Genomic DNA, 16,043 nt, shown 5'->3' with positions numbered 1-16,043 from the left:
TAGAGCGGGGTGACCGGGGGATGGAATCCAGCCGTCGTCACACCCTCGTCACGACGGTGACCTAGAGTCGGTTCGTGCTTGTTGGGATGATTTGCGCACTCGGTGCGGCGGTCTGTTTCGGTACGGCCTCGGTCCTCCAGGCCATGGCGGCGCGGGCGGCGGAGCCGGGAACCGGGTCCGGCGTGGACGCCGCGCTCCTGCTGCGGGCCCTGCGCCAGTGGCGGTACCTGGCGGGGCTCGGCCTCGACGGGGTCGGCTTCATCCTCCAGATCATCGCCCTGCGGCACATCCCGATCTACGCGGTGGGGGCCGCGCTGGCGGCCAGCCTCGCGGTGACGGCGGTGGTCGCGGCCCGACTGCTGCGCGTACGGCTGAACCGGAGGGAGTGGGCGGCCGTCGCCGTGGTGAGCGCGGGGCTGCTGATGCTGGGGCTCGCCTCCGGGGAGGAGGGCTCCGGGACCGGTCCGCCCGCCCTGGAGTGGGGGTTGCTCGCGGTGGCGGTCCTGGTGCTGCTGGTGGGGGCGGCGGCCGGCGGCCTGCCGGACCGCTCCCGGCCGCTGGTGCTCGGCTTCGCGGCCGGAACGGGCTTCGGGGTGGTGGAGGTCGCGGTCCGCCTGATCGACGGGGTCTCCTGGTCGGCGCTGACCGACCCGGCCCTGTACGCGCTCCTGTTGGGCGGCGGCGCCGCCTTCCTGCTGCTCACCTCGGCCCTGCAACGCGGCTCGGTGACGGCCGCCACGGCCGGCATGGTGCTGGGCGAGACGATCGGCCCGGCGGCGGTGGGGGTGGTGTGGCTCGGGGACCGCACCCGCGAGGGGCTGGCCTGGTTGGCGGTGCTCGGCTTCGTGGTGGCCGTGGCCGGTTCGCTGGCCCTGGCCCGCTTCGGCGAACCCCCGGCGGACCCGGCCGACCCCGCGGACCCGGCCGGCCCGGTGGCCGATCCGGTCCCCTGACCCGCGCTCCGCACGCCGCCCGCGCCCCCTACGGGAGGGTCGCCTCCAACGCCGCCAGCGCCCCCGACCACGCGCTCTCCGACGGGGTCCCGTAGCCGAGCACCAACGCGTCCCGCGCCGGCATGGCCGAATCCGGGTGCCGGAAGCGGGACAGGCCCTCCAGGGCCAGGTCGTGCCAGGCCGCCGCCTGGATCAGGGGGCGTTCCGTGCCGGCCGGGAGGTCGAGCACCGCGTGCAGACCCGCCGCGATGCCGGAGACGGTCACCGCCGTCCGCGGGGCCAGGGCCTCCACCAGGGCGTCACGCCGGCGCCGGTAGCGCAGCCGCATGCTCCGGACGTGCCGGTCGTACGCCCCGGAGCGGATGAACTCCGCCAGCGTCAACTGGTCCGGCGCGCCCGACATCCAGTCGGTGTGCCCCTTCGCCGCCAGCACCTCGTCCACCAGCCCGGCCGGCACCACCATCCAGCCCGTGCGCAGCCCCGGCGCCAGCGACTTGCTCGCCGTGCCCAGGTACACGACCCGGTCCGGGTCCAGCCCCTGGAGCGCCCCGACGGGCTGGCGGTCGTAGCGGAACTCCCCGTCGTAGTCGTCCTCCAGGATCAGCCCGCCCGTGGTCCTGGCCCAGTCCACGGCCGCCGCCCGCCGCCCCGGGGTCAACGCGACGCCCGTCGGGAACTGGTGCGCGGGCGTGAGGAGCACCGCCCCCGACGCCGCCGTCAGGTCCTCCGTACGGGCGCCCGCGCCGTCCAGCCACAGGGGGCGGGTCCGCAGCCCGGCCCCGGTGAGCAGGTCCCGGTGCACGTCGAGGCTCCAGCCCTCCACGGCCACCTCGCGGACCCGGCGCGCCCGCAGCGTCCGGGCGAGCAGCGTCAGCCCGTGCGCGAACCCGGCGCACAGCACGATCCGGTCGGGGTCGGCGTCCACCCCCCGGGCGCGGGCCAGGTAGCCGGCCAGCGCCTCGCGCAGCTCGATCCGGCCGCGCGCGTCCACCGCGTACCCGAAGGCGTCGTTCGGGGCGGCCGCGAGGGCCTTGCGGGCCGCCGCCGACCAGGCGGTGCGCGGGAAGCCGCCGAGGTCCGGAGAGCCCGGTACGAAGCTGTACGCGGGCCCCCGCCGGGCGGGTGGCCGGACTCGTGCGGCACGGGCGGGGCGGCGCGGCACGGCACGTTCCGCGACCCGGGTGCCCGAGCCGTGACGGGCGGTCAGCCAGCCCTCGGCGACGAGTTCGGCGTAGGCCTCGGCGACCGTGTTGCGGGCGATGCCGAGGTCGACGGCCAGGGACCTGGAGGAAGGCAGTCGGGTTCCCGGGGCGAGCCGACCGTTGCGCGCGGCCTCGCGCAGCGCCTCGGTCAGTCCGGCTCTCAGCCCGCGCCCGGCGGAAAGGTCGATATGCAGGTCGGCGCCGAAAGTGGCCCAGGATTCCGTCATGAACATGGACCATATCGGCGGGCCGCCGGGCTCCTACGGTGGAGCCATGACGACGACGAACGAAACCCCCGCGTACGCCCCCGAGCACCCCGCCCGCCTCCAGTGGGCCAAGCTGGTCCCCGACGTGTACAAGGCCCTGGTGTCCCTGGAGGTCGCAGCCCGCAAGGGCCTGGACCCGACGCTGGTCGAGCTGGTCAAGGTGCGCGCCTCGCAGATCAACCACTGCGCGTTCTGCCTGGACATGCACACCAAGGACGCGCTGGCCGCCGGCGAGAGCGTCGAGCGGCTGATCCAGCTCGGCGCCTGGGAGGAGTCCCGGCACTTCTACACCGAGCGGGAGCTGGCGGCGATCGAGCTGACCGAGGCGGTGACCGTCCTGACGGACGGGTTCGTGCCGGACGCGGTGTACGGGAAGGCGGCCGAGCTGTTCGACGAGACCGAACTGGCCCAGTTGATCGCCGTGATCACGGCGATCAACGCCTGGAACCGGTTCGGCGTGACCTGTCGCCTCGCGCCGGGGCACTACACCCCGGGCATGTTCAAGCACTGAGCCCGCCCCGTACGAACGCCGAAGCGCCCCGGCCTGGTGTGGCCGGGGCGCTTCGCCGTGCGTACGGGTTCGATCAGATCAGGCCGAGCTCGCGCACCGCGTCGCGCTCCTCGACGAGTTCCGCCACGGACGCGTCGATGCGCGCACGGGAGAACTCGTTGATGTCCAGGCCCTGGACGATCTCGTACTTGCCGTCCTTGGTGGTGACGGGGAAGGACGAGATGATGCCCTCCGGGACGCCGTAGGAGCCGTCCGACGGGATGCCCATCGAGGTCCAGTCGCCCGCGGCGGTGCCGTTGACCCAGGTGTGCACGTGGTCGATGGCGGCGTTGGCGGCCGAGGCGGCCGAGGACGCGCCACGCGCCTCGATGATCGCGGCGCCGCGCTTGGCGACGGTCGGGATGAAGGTGTCGGCGAGCCACTGCTCGTCGCTGACGACCTCGGCGGCGTTCTTGCCGGCGATCTCCGCGTGGAAGATGTCGGGGTACTGGGTCGCCGAGTGGTTGCCCCAGATGGTCAGGCGCTTGATGTCGGAGACGGCGGCGCCGGTCTTGGCGGCCAGCTGCGAGATCGCGCGGTTGTGGTCCAGGCGGGTCATGGCGGTGAAGCGCTCGGCCGGTACGTCCGGGGCGGCGGCCTGCGCGATGAGCGCGTTGGTGTTGGCCGGGTTGCCCACGACGAGGACCTTGATGTCGTCCGCGGCGTGCGCGTTGATCGCGGCGCCCTGCGGCTTGAAGATGCCGCCGTTGGCGGAGAGCAGGTCACCGCGCTCCATGCCCTTGGTACGCGGGCGGGCGCCCACGAGCAGCGCGACGTTCGCACCCTCGAAGCCCTTGTTCGGGTCGTCGAAGATGTCGATGCCGGCGAGCAGCGGGAAGGCGCAGTCGTCAAGCTCCATGGCGGTGCCCTCAGCGGCCTTCATGCCCTGCGGGATCTCCAGGAGGCGGAGCTTGACCGGCACGTCCGCGCCGAGGAGGTGACCGGACGCGATGCGGAAGAGCAGCGCGTAGCCGATCTGTCCGGCGGCGCCGGTGACGGTGACATTCACGGGAGTGCGGGTCATGGCCTTCTCCGTTAGACAGCTGGCGATGGGGCGTCCCTGCCCCCTGTGCTGGGAGGACGCCGCTCCCCGACCCTGTGAATCTTGACGTGAAGAGACATCCGTCGATCAGGCTATCCGACCCGGGGGGCGCCCAACCCCCGGGTCCGTGTGGTGCAGGGCACACGGACCCCGGCGTTCGAAGGCGGCGTCGGGGGCGGAGCCCTCATTCCACCCGGATGACCTCGCCGGTGTGGTGGCCTTCCGGCAACGTGACGCGGGCGTGCGCGGCGCGCGCCACCGGGACGGCGTGCCGCCCGGTCGGCCGTGGCGGCGCCACCGACCCGCCTGACCGGGCGGGGCGCGTCGAGTGACGTACGCGTTCCGCCCGACGGCCGGATCCGACGGGGCGCTCTAGCGCACGGTGAAGCGGACCACGTCGGTCAGGAAGGGGATCTCCAGCCACGCCTTGGGGGCTTGCACGACCAGCGCGAGCAGGATGATCGACGCCCCCAGCAGCCCGTACGTGACCATGTCCGTGAACCGGGACCGCACGGCGAGCATGCCCACCGACGGCAGTATCCAGCGCATGACCGCTCCCGCGATCAGCGCGGCCCCGATGATCAGGCACCCGACGCGCGGGTACCCGATCGCCGTGGTGAGCAGCCCGATCGCGGTGGCGGCCAGCACGCTGAGCATCGGCCACTGACGCGCCGGGGCGGGCGCACCCCCGGGCGCGGCCCGGCCGCCGCCCTCGGGGCGTGCGGTGTCCCGGGTGACCGAGGGGAAGCGGCGGGACTTCGCCCCCGCCGCCTCCGGCCCCTCGCCGTCGACCTCGCCCGCGACCTCGCCCGCGTCGCCCGCGTCGCTCTCGTCACCCGCGGCGTCTGCCTCGACCGGCTCGGCCGGCTCGGCCGCGTCGGCCGCGTCGGCCGCGTCGCCCGCGTCGCTCTCGACGGGGAGCGGCTGCGGCTGCCGCCCCTTCGTCGGCTCGACGGCGCCCTCGGGCGCCCTCGGCGCCGGGGCCTCCGCCGGTTCCGCCGGTTCCGTGTCGCGCTCAGCCCGCACTGGTCGTCCGCTCCGCCGCCTCGACGACGTTGACGAGCAGCTGGGCGCGGGTCATCGGGCCGACACCGCCCGGGTTCGGCGAGATCCAGCCGGCCACCTCGGCGACACCGGGGTGCACGTCGCCGACGATCTTCCCGTTCTCGTCGCGGCTCACGCCGACGTCGAGGACGGCCGCGCCCGGCTTCACGTCCTCCGGCTTGACCAGGTGCGGGACACCGGCCGCCGCGACGACGATGTCGGCCCGGCGCAGCAGCCCGGACAGGTCGCGCGTGCCGGTGTGGCACAGGGTCACGGTCGCGTTCTCGGACTTGCGGGTCAGGAGCAGGCCGATCGAGCGGCCCACGGTGATGCCTCGACCCAGGACCACGACGTGCGCGCCGTTGATCTCGACCCCGTGGTGGCGGAGCAGCTCGACGATCCCGTACGGGGTGCAGGGCAGCGGGCCCGGCTCGTTCAGCACGAGCCGGCCGAGCGACATGGGGTGCAGGCCGTCGGCGTCCTTGGTCGGGTCCATCAGTTCCAGGACGCGGTTGGTGTCGATGCCCTTGGGGAGCGGGAGTTGGACGATGTAGCCGGTGCACTCGGGGTTGGCGTTGAGTTCCCGCACGACCTCCTCGATGTCCTCCTGGGAGGCCGTCGCGGGCAGTTCGCGCTGGATGGAGGCGATGCCGACCTCGGCGCAGTCCTTGTGCTTGCCGTTGACGTACCAGCGGCTGCCCGGATCGTCACCGACCAGCAGGGTGCCGAGGCCGGGGGTGATGCCCCGGGCCTTCAGCGTCGCCACGCGGGCGGTCAGTTCGGACTTGATCGCGGCTGCGGTGGCCTTGCCATCGAGAATCTGGGCGGTCATGCCCCCCATCCTCCCGGATGGAGTGGCCCCGGTTCCAGTCAAGGGGTCTCCGGTGGACCGCCGGGTGTACGCGGGTGACATGGTTCATTGCACTTGCACAACAAGTGGCACGCCGCTCGCGCCCCGGCTGGACAACGCGGGGTCGACCGGACCACGATGACGGGCAATGAGTGCCGCGGGCAGTGCCGGGGGGCGGACCGCAGAGAAGTGCAGAGTTCCTCCGATAGTGCCGTGCGTCCCCGCACTTCCACGGAGGAACACCCCAAGATGAGCTTCGGCGACCCGAACAACCCGTACGGACAGCAGCAGCAGCCGCCGCAGGGCCAGCCCGGCTACGGCTACCCGCAGCAGGCCCCGCAGGGCGTCCCGCCCCAGGGCGGCTACGGATACCCGGGCGGCGCCCCGGCCTACCCGGGCGGCTACCCGGGCGTTCCGCAGACGATGCCCGGTGGCGTGAAGGCCGCCCGCGTCATGCTGTACGTGATCGCCGGTCTCCAGGTCGTCGGCGTCGGCGTGCTCTTCGCCGCCATCGCCCTGATCGAGCGACTGAAGCAGGAGCCCGACCTCCAGGGCAACGCGCAGTTCGAGGACATGGCCAAGCTGGGCTCCGGCGTGCTGTATGGGCTCATCGCCCTGGCCGTGGTCTACCTGGTCGCGTCCATCGTGCTGGGCATCCAGTGCGGCAAGGGCGGCAACGGTGCCCGCATCGGCATCATGGTCTACGCCGGTCTGGGCATCGCCCTGAGCCTGTACCCGTTCTTCCCGCTCAGCCTCGTGCACCTGGTGCTGCTGATCCTCGTCATCGTGTTCGTCGCCAAGTCCGACGGCTCGGCCTGGTTCAACCGTCAGCGCAACGTCTGACGCACACCGCACGACGAAGGCCGCGCCCCCTTCCGGGGCGCGGCCTTCGTCGTGTGCGGACGGGGTCCGGTCAGTGGAAGAAGTGACGGGTACCGGTGAAGTACATCGTCACGCCCGCGGCCTTGGCGGCCTCGATGACCAGCTCGTCACGCATCGAACCGCCCGGCTGGACCACGGCCTTGATGCCCGCGGCGGTCAGGATCTCCAGCCCGTCGGGGAAGGGGAAGAAGGCGTCGGACGCGGCGTACGAGCCGCGAGCGCGCTCGGCGCCGGCCCGCTCGACGGCGAGCTTCGCGGAGTCGACCCGGTTGACCTGTCCCATGCCGACGCCGACCGAGGCGCCGTCCTTGGCGAGCAGGATCGCGTTGGACTTGACGGCGCGGCAGGCCTTCCACGCGAAGGACAGCTCGGCGAGCTCGTCGGCGGAGAGCGCCTCGCCGGTGGCGAGGGTCCAGTTGGCCGGGTCGTCACCCTCGGCCCGGCCCGCTCCCTCGGCGAACGTGTCGCTCTGCTGGAGCAGCGCGCCGCCGGAGATGAGCTTGAGGTCTCCCGGCTGGTGCGGGGAGCCGGCCACCTTCAGGATCCGGATGTTCTTCTTCTTCGCCAGGATCTCGACCGCGCCGGCCTCGTAGTCGGGGGCGGCGATGACCTCGGTGAAGATCTCCGCGACCTGCTCGGCGAGCTCGACGGTCACCGGGCGGTTGACGGCGATGACGCCGCCGAAGGCGGACAGCGGGTCGCAGGCGTGCGCCTTGCGGTGGGCGGCGGCCACGTCCTTGTCGACGGCGATGCCGCACGGGTTGGCGTGCTTGATGATCGCGACGCAGGGCTCTTCGTGGTCGTGGGCGGCGCGGCGGGCGGCCTCGGTGTCCACGTAGTTGTTGAAGGACATCTCCTTGCCGTGCAGCTGCTCGGCGTTGGCGAGCCCGCCCGGCCGGCCGTCGGTGTAGAGGGCGGCGGCCTGGTGGGGGTTCTCGCCGTAGCGCAGGGTCGACTTGCGCTCCCAGGCCTCGGCCAGGAACTCGGGCAGGACGGCCTCGGGCTCCGGGGCGTAGGCGTTCGTGAACCAGGACGCGACGGCCACGTCGTAGGCCGCGGTGTGCTGGAAGGCCTCGGCCGCGAGCCGCTTGCGGGCGGTCAGGTCGAAGCCGCCGCCCCGGGCGGCGGTGAGGACGTCGGCGTAGCGCTCGGGGCTGGTGACCACGGCGACGGACGGGTGGTTCTTGGCCGCTGCGCGGACCATCGACGGACCGCCGATGTCGATCTGCTCGACGCACTCGTCCGGGGTCGCGCCCGACTGGACGGTCGCCAGGAAGGGGTAGAGGTTGACGATCACCAGGTCGAACGGCTCGACGCCCAGCCCGGCCAGCTGGTTGCGGTGGTCCTCCAGCCGCAGGTCGGCGAGGATGCCGGCGTGCACGCGCGGGTGCAGGGTCTTGACGCGGCCGTCGAGGCACTCGGGGAAGCCGGTGAGCTCCTCGACCTTGGTGACGGGCACACCGGCCGCGGCGATCTTCGAGGCGGTGGAGCCGGTCGAGACGAGCGCGACGCCCGCCTCGTGCAGGCCGCGGGCCAGGTCTTCCAGTCCCGTCTTGTCGTAGACGCTGATGAGCGCACGACGGATCGGCCGCTGGGTCGTGGTCGGGTCGTTGCTGCTGCTGTCTGCGGCGGTCACTGGATTGTTACCTTTCGTCCCTCAATGCGGTAGCCGTGCCGGGCCAGGCGCCCCACGACGTCGACGAGCAGCGTGCGCTCGACTTCCTTGATGCGCTCATGGAGAGCGGCTTCGTCTTCCCCGTCCCGGATCTCGACGACACCCTGGGCGATGATCGGACCGGTGTCGACGCCGCCGTCCACGAAGTGGACCGTGCAGCCGGTGACCTTCGCGCCGTAGGCGAGGGCGTCGCGCACGCCGTGCGCGCCGGGGAACGCGGGGAGCAGCGCGGGATGGGTGTTGATGAACCGGCCGCCGAAGCGGTCGATGAACTCCTGACCCACGATCTTCATGAACCCGGCCGAGACGACCAGGTCCGGGGCGTGGGCGGCGGTCGCCTCGGTGAGGGCGACGTCCCACTCCGCGCGGGTGGCGTACGCCTTGACCGGGCACACGAAGGTGGGGATCCCGGCCTTCTCGGCACGCTCCAACCCGGCGATGCCGTCTCGGTCGGCCCCGACGGCGACCACGCGGGCACCGAAGCCCTCCGGGCCTTCGGGGTGGGCGTCGATGGCGTCGAGCAGGGCCTGGAGGTTGGTGCCGGAACCTGAGACCAGCACGACCAGGCGGGAGGCGGCCATGTACGGCCCTTTCTCACGTGAATACGGCGTTCGTCTTGTGCGATCGCATGAAACTACGGGGCACCGGTATACGGGGAACCATACGAAGCCACCGACCGCCTGCAACGATACCGGCACACCGGACCGCCCCCGAGGGACGGGGGGACGGCCGGGCGGTAGCGTCTGGCATACAAGCCACAAACGACGCGGCGCGACGCCTTTGGCCGCACGACAGCAGGGGAAGTAACGCACTCGATGCCGGACCGCCGTCAGCCCGACCCCTCGACCGACGACAACCCCTTCGCGGCTCCCCCGGAGGGCCGGCCCGACCAGCCGTGGCAGCCGCGCGGTGGCGGCCCCGGCCAGGGTCGGGACCAGGACCGGGGCTCGGACCCGACCGGCCCCGACGGTCCGGCCCGCTGGGACCCGACCGACCCGATCCAGCGGCGCGCCCGGTACGCCCTGCTGGCGGGCATGTGGGGGTTCTTCTTCGGGATCTTCGGAATCCCGTCGGTGGGGCTCCTCCTCGGCGCGCTGGCCATGTACTGGGGCATCACCGCCCTGCGCGGCCGCCCGGCCGAGCCGGCCGCGTCCCCGGACACCGACCCCACCGCCGCGACCCCGACCACCACCCCGGCACCCGCCACCACGCCGACCCCCGGCGGCCTGGCGGCCCTCGGCCCGGCAGCCGGCCCCCAGCGCACGGCCGCGATCGGCGGCCTGGTCACGGCGTCGCTGGCACTGCTGCTGGCGATGAGCTCGTACGCCCTGCAACTGGCTTACAAGGACTTCTACGTGTGCCGCGAGGACGCACTGACGAAGACCGCGGAACTCCAGTGCAACACCCTGCTCCCCGACAACTTCCTGGGCAAGGTCCTCAAGGTCCAACGCTGACCCCCACCCGGGGCGGCCCCAGCCGCCCCGGCCCCGCCATCCCGGCCCTGCCCCGCCATCCCAGCCCCGCCGGCGTTTGAGGCGCCCGGCGCGGCCGTACGTCCGCCGCGCCGCCAACCACGCCGACCCCCGGCCGGGGTACTCCGCGTCGGCGCCACCATCCCGGCCCGGCCATCCCGGCCCCGCCCCGCCATCCCAGCCCCGCCGGCGCTTGAGGCGCCCGGCGCGGCCGGGGCCGGCAGCGACGAAGCCGTCACCGTGCGACTACTCCGACGGCTTCCGCGACAGGACACGGGCCCCGGCCACCCCGGGAAGCAGCGGCGCGGCCCCTTCCGCGACGGCCGCTGGCTCTTCCGGCCCGGCACCCGGCCCCACCGGCACGACCGGCGCCGCCACCGGCGCCACCGGCGCCACGGAGACCACCGGCGGGGTCGAGGCCCCCGACCCCGTCACCGGAGCCGCCACCGGAGCCGCGGCCACGGGATCCACCCCCACGGGAACCATCGGCGTGGCCGCCCGCCGAAGCGCCGCCCAGCGCAGTTCCCGTACCCCGGAGTCGTGCCATTCGTCGGCCGCGCCCGCGGCCCCCCGCACGGGCCGCGTCCGCCAGGCGTGCACCGCCACGGCCAGCGGCACCGCCAGCGCCAGCGTCCATCCCGTGGCCGCGGCGCCGACCTGCCACCACACCGGCCCGAAGCTCGCCAGGGCCGCCGCGCCCATCGGTCCGGCCGCCGCCGCCGCGAGCCCGGCCATCGTGAGCCCGCACACCACCGACCCCAGCGCGGCGGTGACCGCGGTCTCCCCGTACGAGACCTCCCGCGCCCGCCGCACCGCGAACCAGCCGACGCCCAGTCCCGCGGCCACCGGTACCGCGACCGCCGCCCAGGTCAGTGGCGTTCCGGAGCCTTCCGGTGGCAGGGCCGCGAGCAGCGGGAACCTCGGCAGCGCGGGCGATCCACCGAAGCCGAGCGGTGTGGCGGTCGCGCCGGTGCCCAGCGCGAAGCCGGGCCCCAGTCCGTACGCCGCGCCCCACACCATCGCGTTCGGGATCAGGGTGAGCGCGAGCAGCAGGACCGCGAACCGTCCCGACCACACTCCGGTCAGCGCGAGGAAGGATCCCTGGACCTCCGGGCCGTGCCAGGCCAGCGAGGCTCCGACGAGCAGGATTCCCCCGCCCAGGAGGACGAGCGTCCCGGCCGCGCCGGAGCGCAGGGCCAGCGCGTAGCGGGGGCGCGCGATTGCCGTTCGTACACCCCTGACCGCCCATCCCGGTGCCCAGGGCGGGAGCGTCACCGGCGGCCTGCCCCGGGCCTCCCAGACTCCGCCGGCGGCGGCCAGTACGGCGACCAGCGGCACGTGCCAGGCGGCGCTCAGCGGATCGGCCGGCATCGGGCCGCCCGCCGCGTACACGGTGGCCATCGCTCCGACAGCCAGGTATCCGCAGGTCACGGCCGAGAAGACCACGCTCGGCGGCAGTACCTCGTCGTCCATGGAGCCGTCGCCCGAGGCGCTGCCGAGGCGCGCGGCCCGCCGCATCAGCAGCACCGGCAGTGCCACCAGGAGCAGCGGGGTCACTCCGACGGGCGCCGGTACACCGGAAAGAGTGTCGTAGCGGACGAGTTCCGTCCCGTGGGCCAGCAGCCACAGGCCCGCGGCGAGGTGCAGCGCGCCGCCGGGGCCGCTGTCGGGGTAGGGGGAGCTGATCCACAGCACGATCACGAGCACGGCCAGGAAGCCGAGCCCCAGTCCGGCGGCCACCGCGCCGCCCAGCACACAGGCGGCGGCGGCCGGTGAACGGCGCCGCGCGGCGGCCCGCGGGGCCGTCGGCAACAGGGTCCCGCGTTCGGTCACTTGGGTCACCCCGCCATGGTGCCAACGACACGCGCTATGGGCGGGTAACAGGCGAATGTCCGTGGTGTCGCTCAATATACGTTTTATGTACTTTTTCGCGCAGGACTGCCGGGTCGCGGGGAGTGTGGCATGACACAGGACGTCGAGACGGCCTCCGCCACCGGGGAGACCGATCTCCCCTCCCCCAAGGAGCGCCGCAGGCTGCGTGAAATCGCCGAGCTGACGCACGAGGACCTCGCGTCGACCCTGGGCGTCACCACGAACACGGCGCGCTCCTGGGAGAACGGCCGCACGGGCCCGCGCGGTCGCAAGCGCGAGGCGTACGCCAAGCTGCTCGCCCACCTCGCCCGCCTCGCCGCCGAGCAGACCGCGTCCGCCGCACCCCCGACCGAACCGGCTGAAGCGACCGAACCGGCTGAAGCGGCTGAAGCGGCCGGACCGGCCGGACCGGCTGAACCGGCGGCTCCCGCAGCGACGACGGCGCGGGCCGCGACGGCCGTGGGCGCCACCCACGCCCCGCCCCCGGAGGCGGACGGCGGGTCCGACGCGGAAGCGGATACCGAGGCGGGCCCCACGCCCGCCTCCGAACCCGCCCGGCGCATGGCCGGCGCCGTGCGCGCCTTCGCCGCCGGCGGTCAGGCACGCCCCGCCGGCCGCCCGAACCGATCCAAGGGCGCCGCGAAGCGCGCCGCCAAGCCGGCGGCCTCCTTGGCTCGCCACGAGTCCAAGACCCCGGTGAGATCCGGCTCCGGCGCGGGCGGCGGCCACCCCGGCGGCGCGGAACCCCCTCCCGCCCCCGCGACGTCGGGGGGCCGGAACCGGTCCGACACGCCGGCCGAGGAGGTCGAGGCGGCACCTGCGGACAAGGTCGCCGACAAGGTCGCGGACCAGGTCGAGGCCGAGGCGGACGGGACCACGACGGACACGGCCACGACGGACAAGGAGACGCCGGCCGAGGTCCCGCCGGACCCGACCGGAGCCGGAGCCGACAGGCAAGAGGCGGGCAGGGCCGAGACGGGCGAGCCCGAGGCGGACAGGACCGACGCGGACCGGGCCGGGGAGGTCGAGACCGAGAAGGAACCCGCGGCCGAGGCGGCCCCGGCTCCGGGATCCACCCTCACCCCCGCCCAGGCCTTCGACGCGCTCTACGCGTACGCCGCCCCCGCCCTGGCACGCCAGACGTACTTGCTCACCGGCCGCCGCGCCCTCTCCCTGGAGGCCGTCGAGCGGGCGTTCCAGAACGCCTGGGAGCGCTGGCCCGAGGTCGCCACTGACCCGGATCCGGTGGGCTGGGTGCGCGCGGCCGCGTACGAGCACGCCCTGTCCCCCTGGCAGCGACTGCGACGCGCCCACCGCAACCCCGACCAGGCCCCGGCCGAGCCCGCGGACCGGATCCTGATGGACGCGATGCTGGCGCTCCCCACCACGCACCGGCGCACGGTGCTGCTCTACGACGGGGTCGGCCTCGACCTGCCCGACACGGCCGCCGAGACCGAGGCCACCACCCCCACCACCGGCATCCGGTTGCTCCACGCGCACGCCGACCTCGCCGACCGGATCCCCGAGTTGGCCGCCGCGCCGCCGGAGCGGCACTCCGCCCTGTTGCGCGAGCGCCTGGGCGCGGTCCGCCCGCCCGTACGGCTGGAGCCGCGCGAGGCGTCCGTCGTGCGCGTGGCGTGCGAGCGCCGGGCCCGGTTGTGGTCCCGCGCCGCGATCGGCCTGACCGCCGTGATCGCGGTGGCGACGGCGTACACGCTGACGACCGCCCCCACCCGGTACGAGCCTCCGGTCTCCCCCGGCGCGAACGTCACCGGGGTGCCCCCGCACAGCGGCCCGCAGGCGCTCACCGAGCGGAGCAAGGAACTCCACGACACGCTGCGCTTCCACCCGGCCGCCCGGCCCGACCGCCTCACGCCCACGGTGGGGTGACGGCCGACGGCACCACGCGAAACGGGCGTGGCCCGCGCCCCGAAGGGTGCGGGCCACGCCCGTACACGCGTACAGCGACTGCCTACTGAGCGGCGTTCAGGATCTCGCGCGCCAGCTTGGCGGTCTCGGTCGGCGTCTTGCCGACCTTCACGCCCGCGGCCTCGAGGGCTTCCTTCTTGGCCTGTGCGGTGCCGGAAGAACCGGAGACGATGGCGCCGGCGTGGCCCATGGTCTTGCCCTCGGGGGCGGTGAAGCCCGCGACGTAACCGACGACCGGCTTGGTGACGTTCTTCGCGATGAAGTCCGCCGCACGCTCCTCGGCGTCGCCGCCGATCTCGCCGATCATGACGATCAGGTCGGTGTCGGGGTCCGCCTCGAACGCCGCGAGGGCGTCGATGTGCGTGGTACCGATGACCGGGTCGCCACCGATGCCGACGGCGGAGGAGAAGCCGAGGTCACGGAGTTCGTACATCATCTGGTAGGTCAGCGTGCCGGACTTGGACACGAGACCGATGCGGCCGGGCTTGGTGATGTCGCCCGGGATGATGCCGGCGTTGGACTGGCCGGGGGTGATCAGACCCGGGCAGTTCGGGCCGATGATCCGCGTGGTGTTGCCCTTGGCGGTCGCGTACGCCCAGAAGGCGGCGGAGTCGTGCACCGCGATGCCCTCGGTGATGACGACGGCCAGCGGGATCTCGGCGTCGATGGCCTCGACGACGGCGGCCTTGGCGAAGGCCGGCGGGACGAAGAGGACGGAGACGTTGGCGCCCGTCTTCTCCATCGCCTCGGCGACGGAACCGAAGACCGGTACCTCGGTGCCGTCGAAGTCGACGGTGGTGCCGGCCTTGCGCGGGTTCACGCCGCCGACGATGTTGGTGCCGTCAGCCAGCATCAGCTTGGTGTGCTTCATGCCCGTGGCACCGGTCATGCCCTGGACGATGACCTTGCTGTCCTTGTTGAGGAAGATAGCCATGTGAGTCTGTGACCTCTGCCCTTACTTCGCAGCCGCGAGCTCGGCGGCCTTGTCGGCCGCGCCGTCCATGGTGTCCACGCGCTGCACCAGCGGGTGGTTGGCGTCCGACAGGATCTTGCGACCCAGCTCGGCGTTGTTGCCGTCGAGGCGGACGACGAGCGGCTTGGTGACCGCCTCGCCCTTGTCCGCCAGCAGCTGGAGTGCCTGGACGATGCCGTTGGCGACCTCGTCACACGCGGTGATGCCACCGAAGACGTTGACGAACACGGACTTGACGTCCGGGTCGCCGAGGATGATCTCCAGGCCGTTGGCCATGACGGCGGCGGAAGCGCCACCACCGATGTCCAGGAAGTTGGCGGGCTTGACGCCACCGTGGTTCTCGCCGGCGTACGCGACCACGTCGAGGGTGCTCATGACGAGACCCGCGCCGTTGCCGATGATGCCGACCTCGCCGTCGAGCTTCACGTAGTTGAGGTTCTTCGCCTTGGCGGCGGCCTCAAGCGGGTTCGCGGCGGCGTGGTCCACGAACTCCTCGTGACCCGGCTGGCGGAACTCGGCGTTCTCGTCGAGCGAGACCTTGCCGTCGAGCGCGATGACGTCGCCGTTGGCGACCTTCGCGAGCGGGTTGACCTCGACGAGGAGCGCGTCCTCGGCGATGAAGGTGTCCCACAGGGTCACGAGGACCTCGGCGACCTTCTCGGCGACCGCGGCCGGGAACTTCGCCAGCGCGACGATCTCGCGGGCCTTCTCGATGGTCACGCCCTCGTTGGCGTTGACCGGGACCTTCGCGAGGGCCTCGGGGGTCTTCTCCGCGACCTCCTCGATGTCCATGCCGCCCTGCACCGAGGCCATGGCCAGGAAGGTGCGGTTGGTGCGGTCGAGGAGGTACGAGACGTAGTACTCCTCGAGGATCTCGGGAGCGGTCTCGGCGATCATCACCTTGTGGACCGTGTGGCCCTTGATGTCCATCCCGAGGATGTCCGTCGCCCGGGCCACGGCCTCGTCCGGGGTCGCGGCAAGCTTCACGCCGCCGGCCTTGCCTCGGCCACCGACCTTCACCTGCGCCTTGACGACCGACTTGCCGCCCAGCCGCTCGGTGGCCTCGCGCGCCGCCTCAGGCGTGTCGATCACTTCACCGGCCAGCACCGGTACACCGTGCTTGGCGAAGAGGTCCCTCGCCTGGTACTCGAACAGGTCCACGCGCGTCCGTCCCTTGTCTTCAAAGATTCGCAGTGATTCGCGGTTGTCTGCTATCTGCGTGGGCGTGCCGCGGAGGGCAACGTGACGGCGCTGTCACAAGGAAGGCGCACACGGTGACCGTGGACGCGGCATGTCCGTCCCGCAGGTTATCCCCGTGGGCCGTGGGTCCCTA

14 protein-coding genes are annotated in these 16,043 nt (G+C 73.2%); 5 read left to right on the top strand and 9 right to left on the bottom strand.

Going from position 1 to position 16,043, the window contains the following annotated elements; translation table 11 throughout:
- Positions 1-86: 86 nt before the first annotated feature.
- On the top strand, positions 87-953 hold the full coding sequence (locus tag OHA84_RS22240; RefSeq protein ID WP_266974006.1) for a hypothetical protein: 867 nt from the start codon (positions 87-89) through the stop codon (positions 951-953).
- Positions 954-981: 28 nt separating this feature from the next.
- Here the strand turns inward: OHA84_RS22240 and OHA84_RS22235 are convergent, their stop codons facing one another.
- Positions 982-2,382, bottom strand: coding sequence for a PLP-dependent aminotransferase family protein (locus tag OHA84_RS22235; RefSeq protein WP_266970094.1), 1,401 nt, complete (start codon positions 2,380-2,382; stop codon positions 982-984).
- 46 nt (positions 2,383-2,428) lie between these two features.
- Here OHA84_RS22235 and OHA84_RS22230 point away from each other — a divergent pair, with 46 nt between their 5' ends.
- Complete coding sequence (locus OHA84_RS22230) at positions 2,429-2,932, top strand: carboxymuconolactone decarboxylase family protein (protein WP_053682797.1); 504 nt, start codon at positions 2,429-2,431, stop codon at positions 2,930-2,932.
- A 73-nt stretch (positions 2,933-3,005) separates the two neighbouring features.
- Here OHA84_RS22230 and OHA84_RS22225 read toward each other — a convergent pair whose 3' ends face one another.
- The 3 genes from OHA84_RS22225 to OHA84_RS22215 form a co-directional block, all read right to left on the bottom strand.
- The gene (locus tag OHA84_RS22225) at positions 3,006-3,995 is read right to left on the bottom strand and encodes a malate dehydrogenase (RefSeq protein ID WP_053682796.1); all 990 of its coding nucleotides are present in this window, start codon (positions 3,993-3,995) and stop codon (positions 3,006-3,008) included.
- A 390-nt stretch (positions 3,996-4,385) separates the two neighbouring features.
- The gene (locus tag OHA84_RS22220) at positions 4,386-5,039 is read right to left on the bottom strand and encodes a DUF3017 domain-containing protein (RefSeq protein WP_053682795.1); all 654 of its coding nucleotides are present in this window, start codon (positions 5,037-5,039) and stop codon (positions 4,386-4,388) included.
- Complete coding sequence (locus OHA84_RS22215) at positions 5,029-5,889, bottom strand: bifunctional methylenetetrahydrofolate dehydrogenase/methenyltetrahydrofolate cyclohydrolase (protein ID WP_266970098.1); 861 nt, start codon at positions 5,887-5,889, stop codon at positions 5,029-5,031. The genes OHA84_RS22220 and OHA84_RS22215 overlap by 11 nt, the downstream gene beginning before the upstream one ends.
- Positions 5,890-6,120: 231 nt before the next feature.
- Between OHA84_RS22215 and OHA84_RS22210 the strand changes: the two genes are divergently transcribed.
- Positions 6,121-6,750 (top strand): hypothetical protein, encoded by a 630-nt coding sequence (locus tag OHA84_RS22210; protein WP_323178894.1) that lies wholly within the window; start codon positions 6,121-6,123, stop codon positions 6,748-6,750.
- A gap of 70 nt (positions 6,751-6,820) precedes the next feature.
- Here OHA84_RS22210 and purH read toward each other — a convergent pair whose 3' ends face one another.
- Entirely contained in the window at positions 6,821-8,425 is a 1,605-nt protein-coding gene (gene purH / locus OHA84_RS22205; protein WP_266970100.1) for a bifunctional phosphoribosylaminoimidazolecarboxamide formyltransferase/IMP cyclohydrolase, read from the bottom strand.
- Positions 8,422-9,045, bottom strand: coding sequence for a phosphoribosylglycinamide formyltransferase (gene purN / locus OHA84_RS22200; RefSeq protein WP_266949368.1), 624 nt, complete (start codon positions 9,043-9,045; stop codon positions 8,422-8,424). Before purN ends, purH begins: the two co-directional genes overlap by 4 nt.
- Positions 9,046-9,279: 234 nt before the next feature.
- Here purN and OHA84_RS22195 point away from each other — a divergent pair, with 234 nt between their 5' ends.
- Positions 9,280-9,918 (top strand): hypothetical protein, encoded by a 639-nt coding sequence (locus OHA84_RS22195; RefSeq protein ID WP_266949366.1) that lies wholly within the window; start codon positions 9,280-9,282, stop codon positions 9,916-9,918.
- Positions 9,919-10,182: 264 nt separating this feature from the next.
- Here the strand turns inward: OHA84_RS22195 and OHA84_RS22190 are convergent, their stop codons facing one another.
- A complete protein-coding gene (locus OHA84_RS22190; protein WP_266970103.1) occupies positions 10,183-11,778 on the bottom strand; it encodes a DUF6350 family protein in 1,596 nt (531 codons plus the stop codon).
- A 120-nt stretch (positions 11,779-11,898) separates the two neighbouring features.
- Between OHA84_RS22190 and OHA84_RS22185 the strand changes: the two genes are divergently transcribed.
- Positions 11,899-13,698 (top strand): transcriptional regulator, encoded by a 1,800-nt coding sequence (locus OHA84_RS22185; RefSeq protein WP_266970105.1) that lies wholly within the window; start codon positions 11,899-11,901, stop codon positions 13,696-13,698.
- An 82-nt stretch (positions 13,699-13,780) separates the two neighbouring features.
- Here the strand turns inward: OHA84_RS22185 and sucD are convergent, their stop codons facing one another.
- Both sucD and sucC read right to left on the bottom strand, forming a co-directional pair.
- On the bottom strand, positions 13,781-14,671 hold the full coding sequence (gene sucD, locus OHA84_RS22180; protein ID WP_053682551.1) for a succinate--CoA ligase subunit alpha: 891 nt from the start codon (positions 14,669-14,671) through the stop codon (positions 13,781-13,783).
- A 21-nt stretch (positions 14,672-14,692) separates the two neighbouring features.
- The gene (gene sucC / locus OHA84_RS22175; RefSeq protein ID WP_053682552.1) at positions 14,693-15,871 is read right to left on the bottom strand and encodes an ADP-forming succinate--CoA ligase subunit beta; all 1,179 of its coding nucleotides are present in this window, start codon (positions 15,869-15,871) and stop codon (positions 14,693-14,695) included.
- Between the last annotated feature and the right edge of the window lie 172 nt (positions 15,872-16,043).

The organism is Streptomyces sp. NBC_00513, assembly GCF_041431415.1.
Classification (GTDB): domain Bacteria; phylum Actinomycetota; class Actinomycetes; order Streptomycetales; family Streptomycetaceae; genus Streptomyces.
This window is presented reverse-complemented; position numbering and strand designations above follow the sequence as displayed.

Bases quoted from the DNA above. Each gene is read 5' to 3' on its own strand.
- OHA84_RS22240 (WP_266974006.1), top strand. From the start codon at position 87: ATGATTTGCGCACTCGGTGCGGCGGTCTGTTTCGGTACGGCCTCGGTC.
- OHA84_RS22235 (WP_266970094.1), bottom strand. From the start codon at position 2,382: ATGACGGAATCCTGGGCCACTTTCGGCGCCGACCTGCATATCGACCTT.
- OHA84_RS22230 (WP_053682797.1), top strand. From the start codon at position 2,429: ATGACGACGACGAACGAAACCCCCGCGTACGCCCCCGAGCACCCCGCC.
- OHA84_RS22225 (WP_053682796.1), bottom strand. From the start codon at position 3,995: ATGACCCGCACTCCCGTGAATGTCACCGTCACCGGCGCCGCCGGACAG.
- OHA84_RS22215 (WP_266970098.1), bottom strand. From the start codon at position 5,889: ATGACCGCCCAGATTCTCGATGGCAAGGCCACCGCAGCCGCGATCAAG.
- purN (WP_266949368.1), bottom strand. From the start codon at position 9,045: ATGGCCGCCTCCCGCCTGGTCGTGCTGGTCTCAGGTTCCGGCACCAAC.
- OHA84_RS22195 (WP_266949366.1), top strand. From the start codon at position 9,280: ATGCCGGACCGCCGTCAGCCCGACCCCTCGACCGACGACAACCCCTTC.
- OHA84_RS22185 (WP_266970105.1), top strand. From the start codon at position 11,899: ATGACACAGGACGTCGAGACGGCCTCCGCCACCGGGGAGACCGATCTC.
- sucD (WP_053682551.1), bottom strand. From the start codon at position 14,671: ATGGCTATCTTCCTCAACAAGGACAGCAAGGTCATCGTCCAGGGCATG.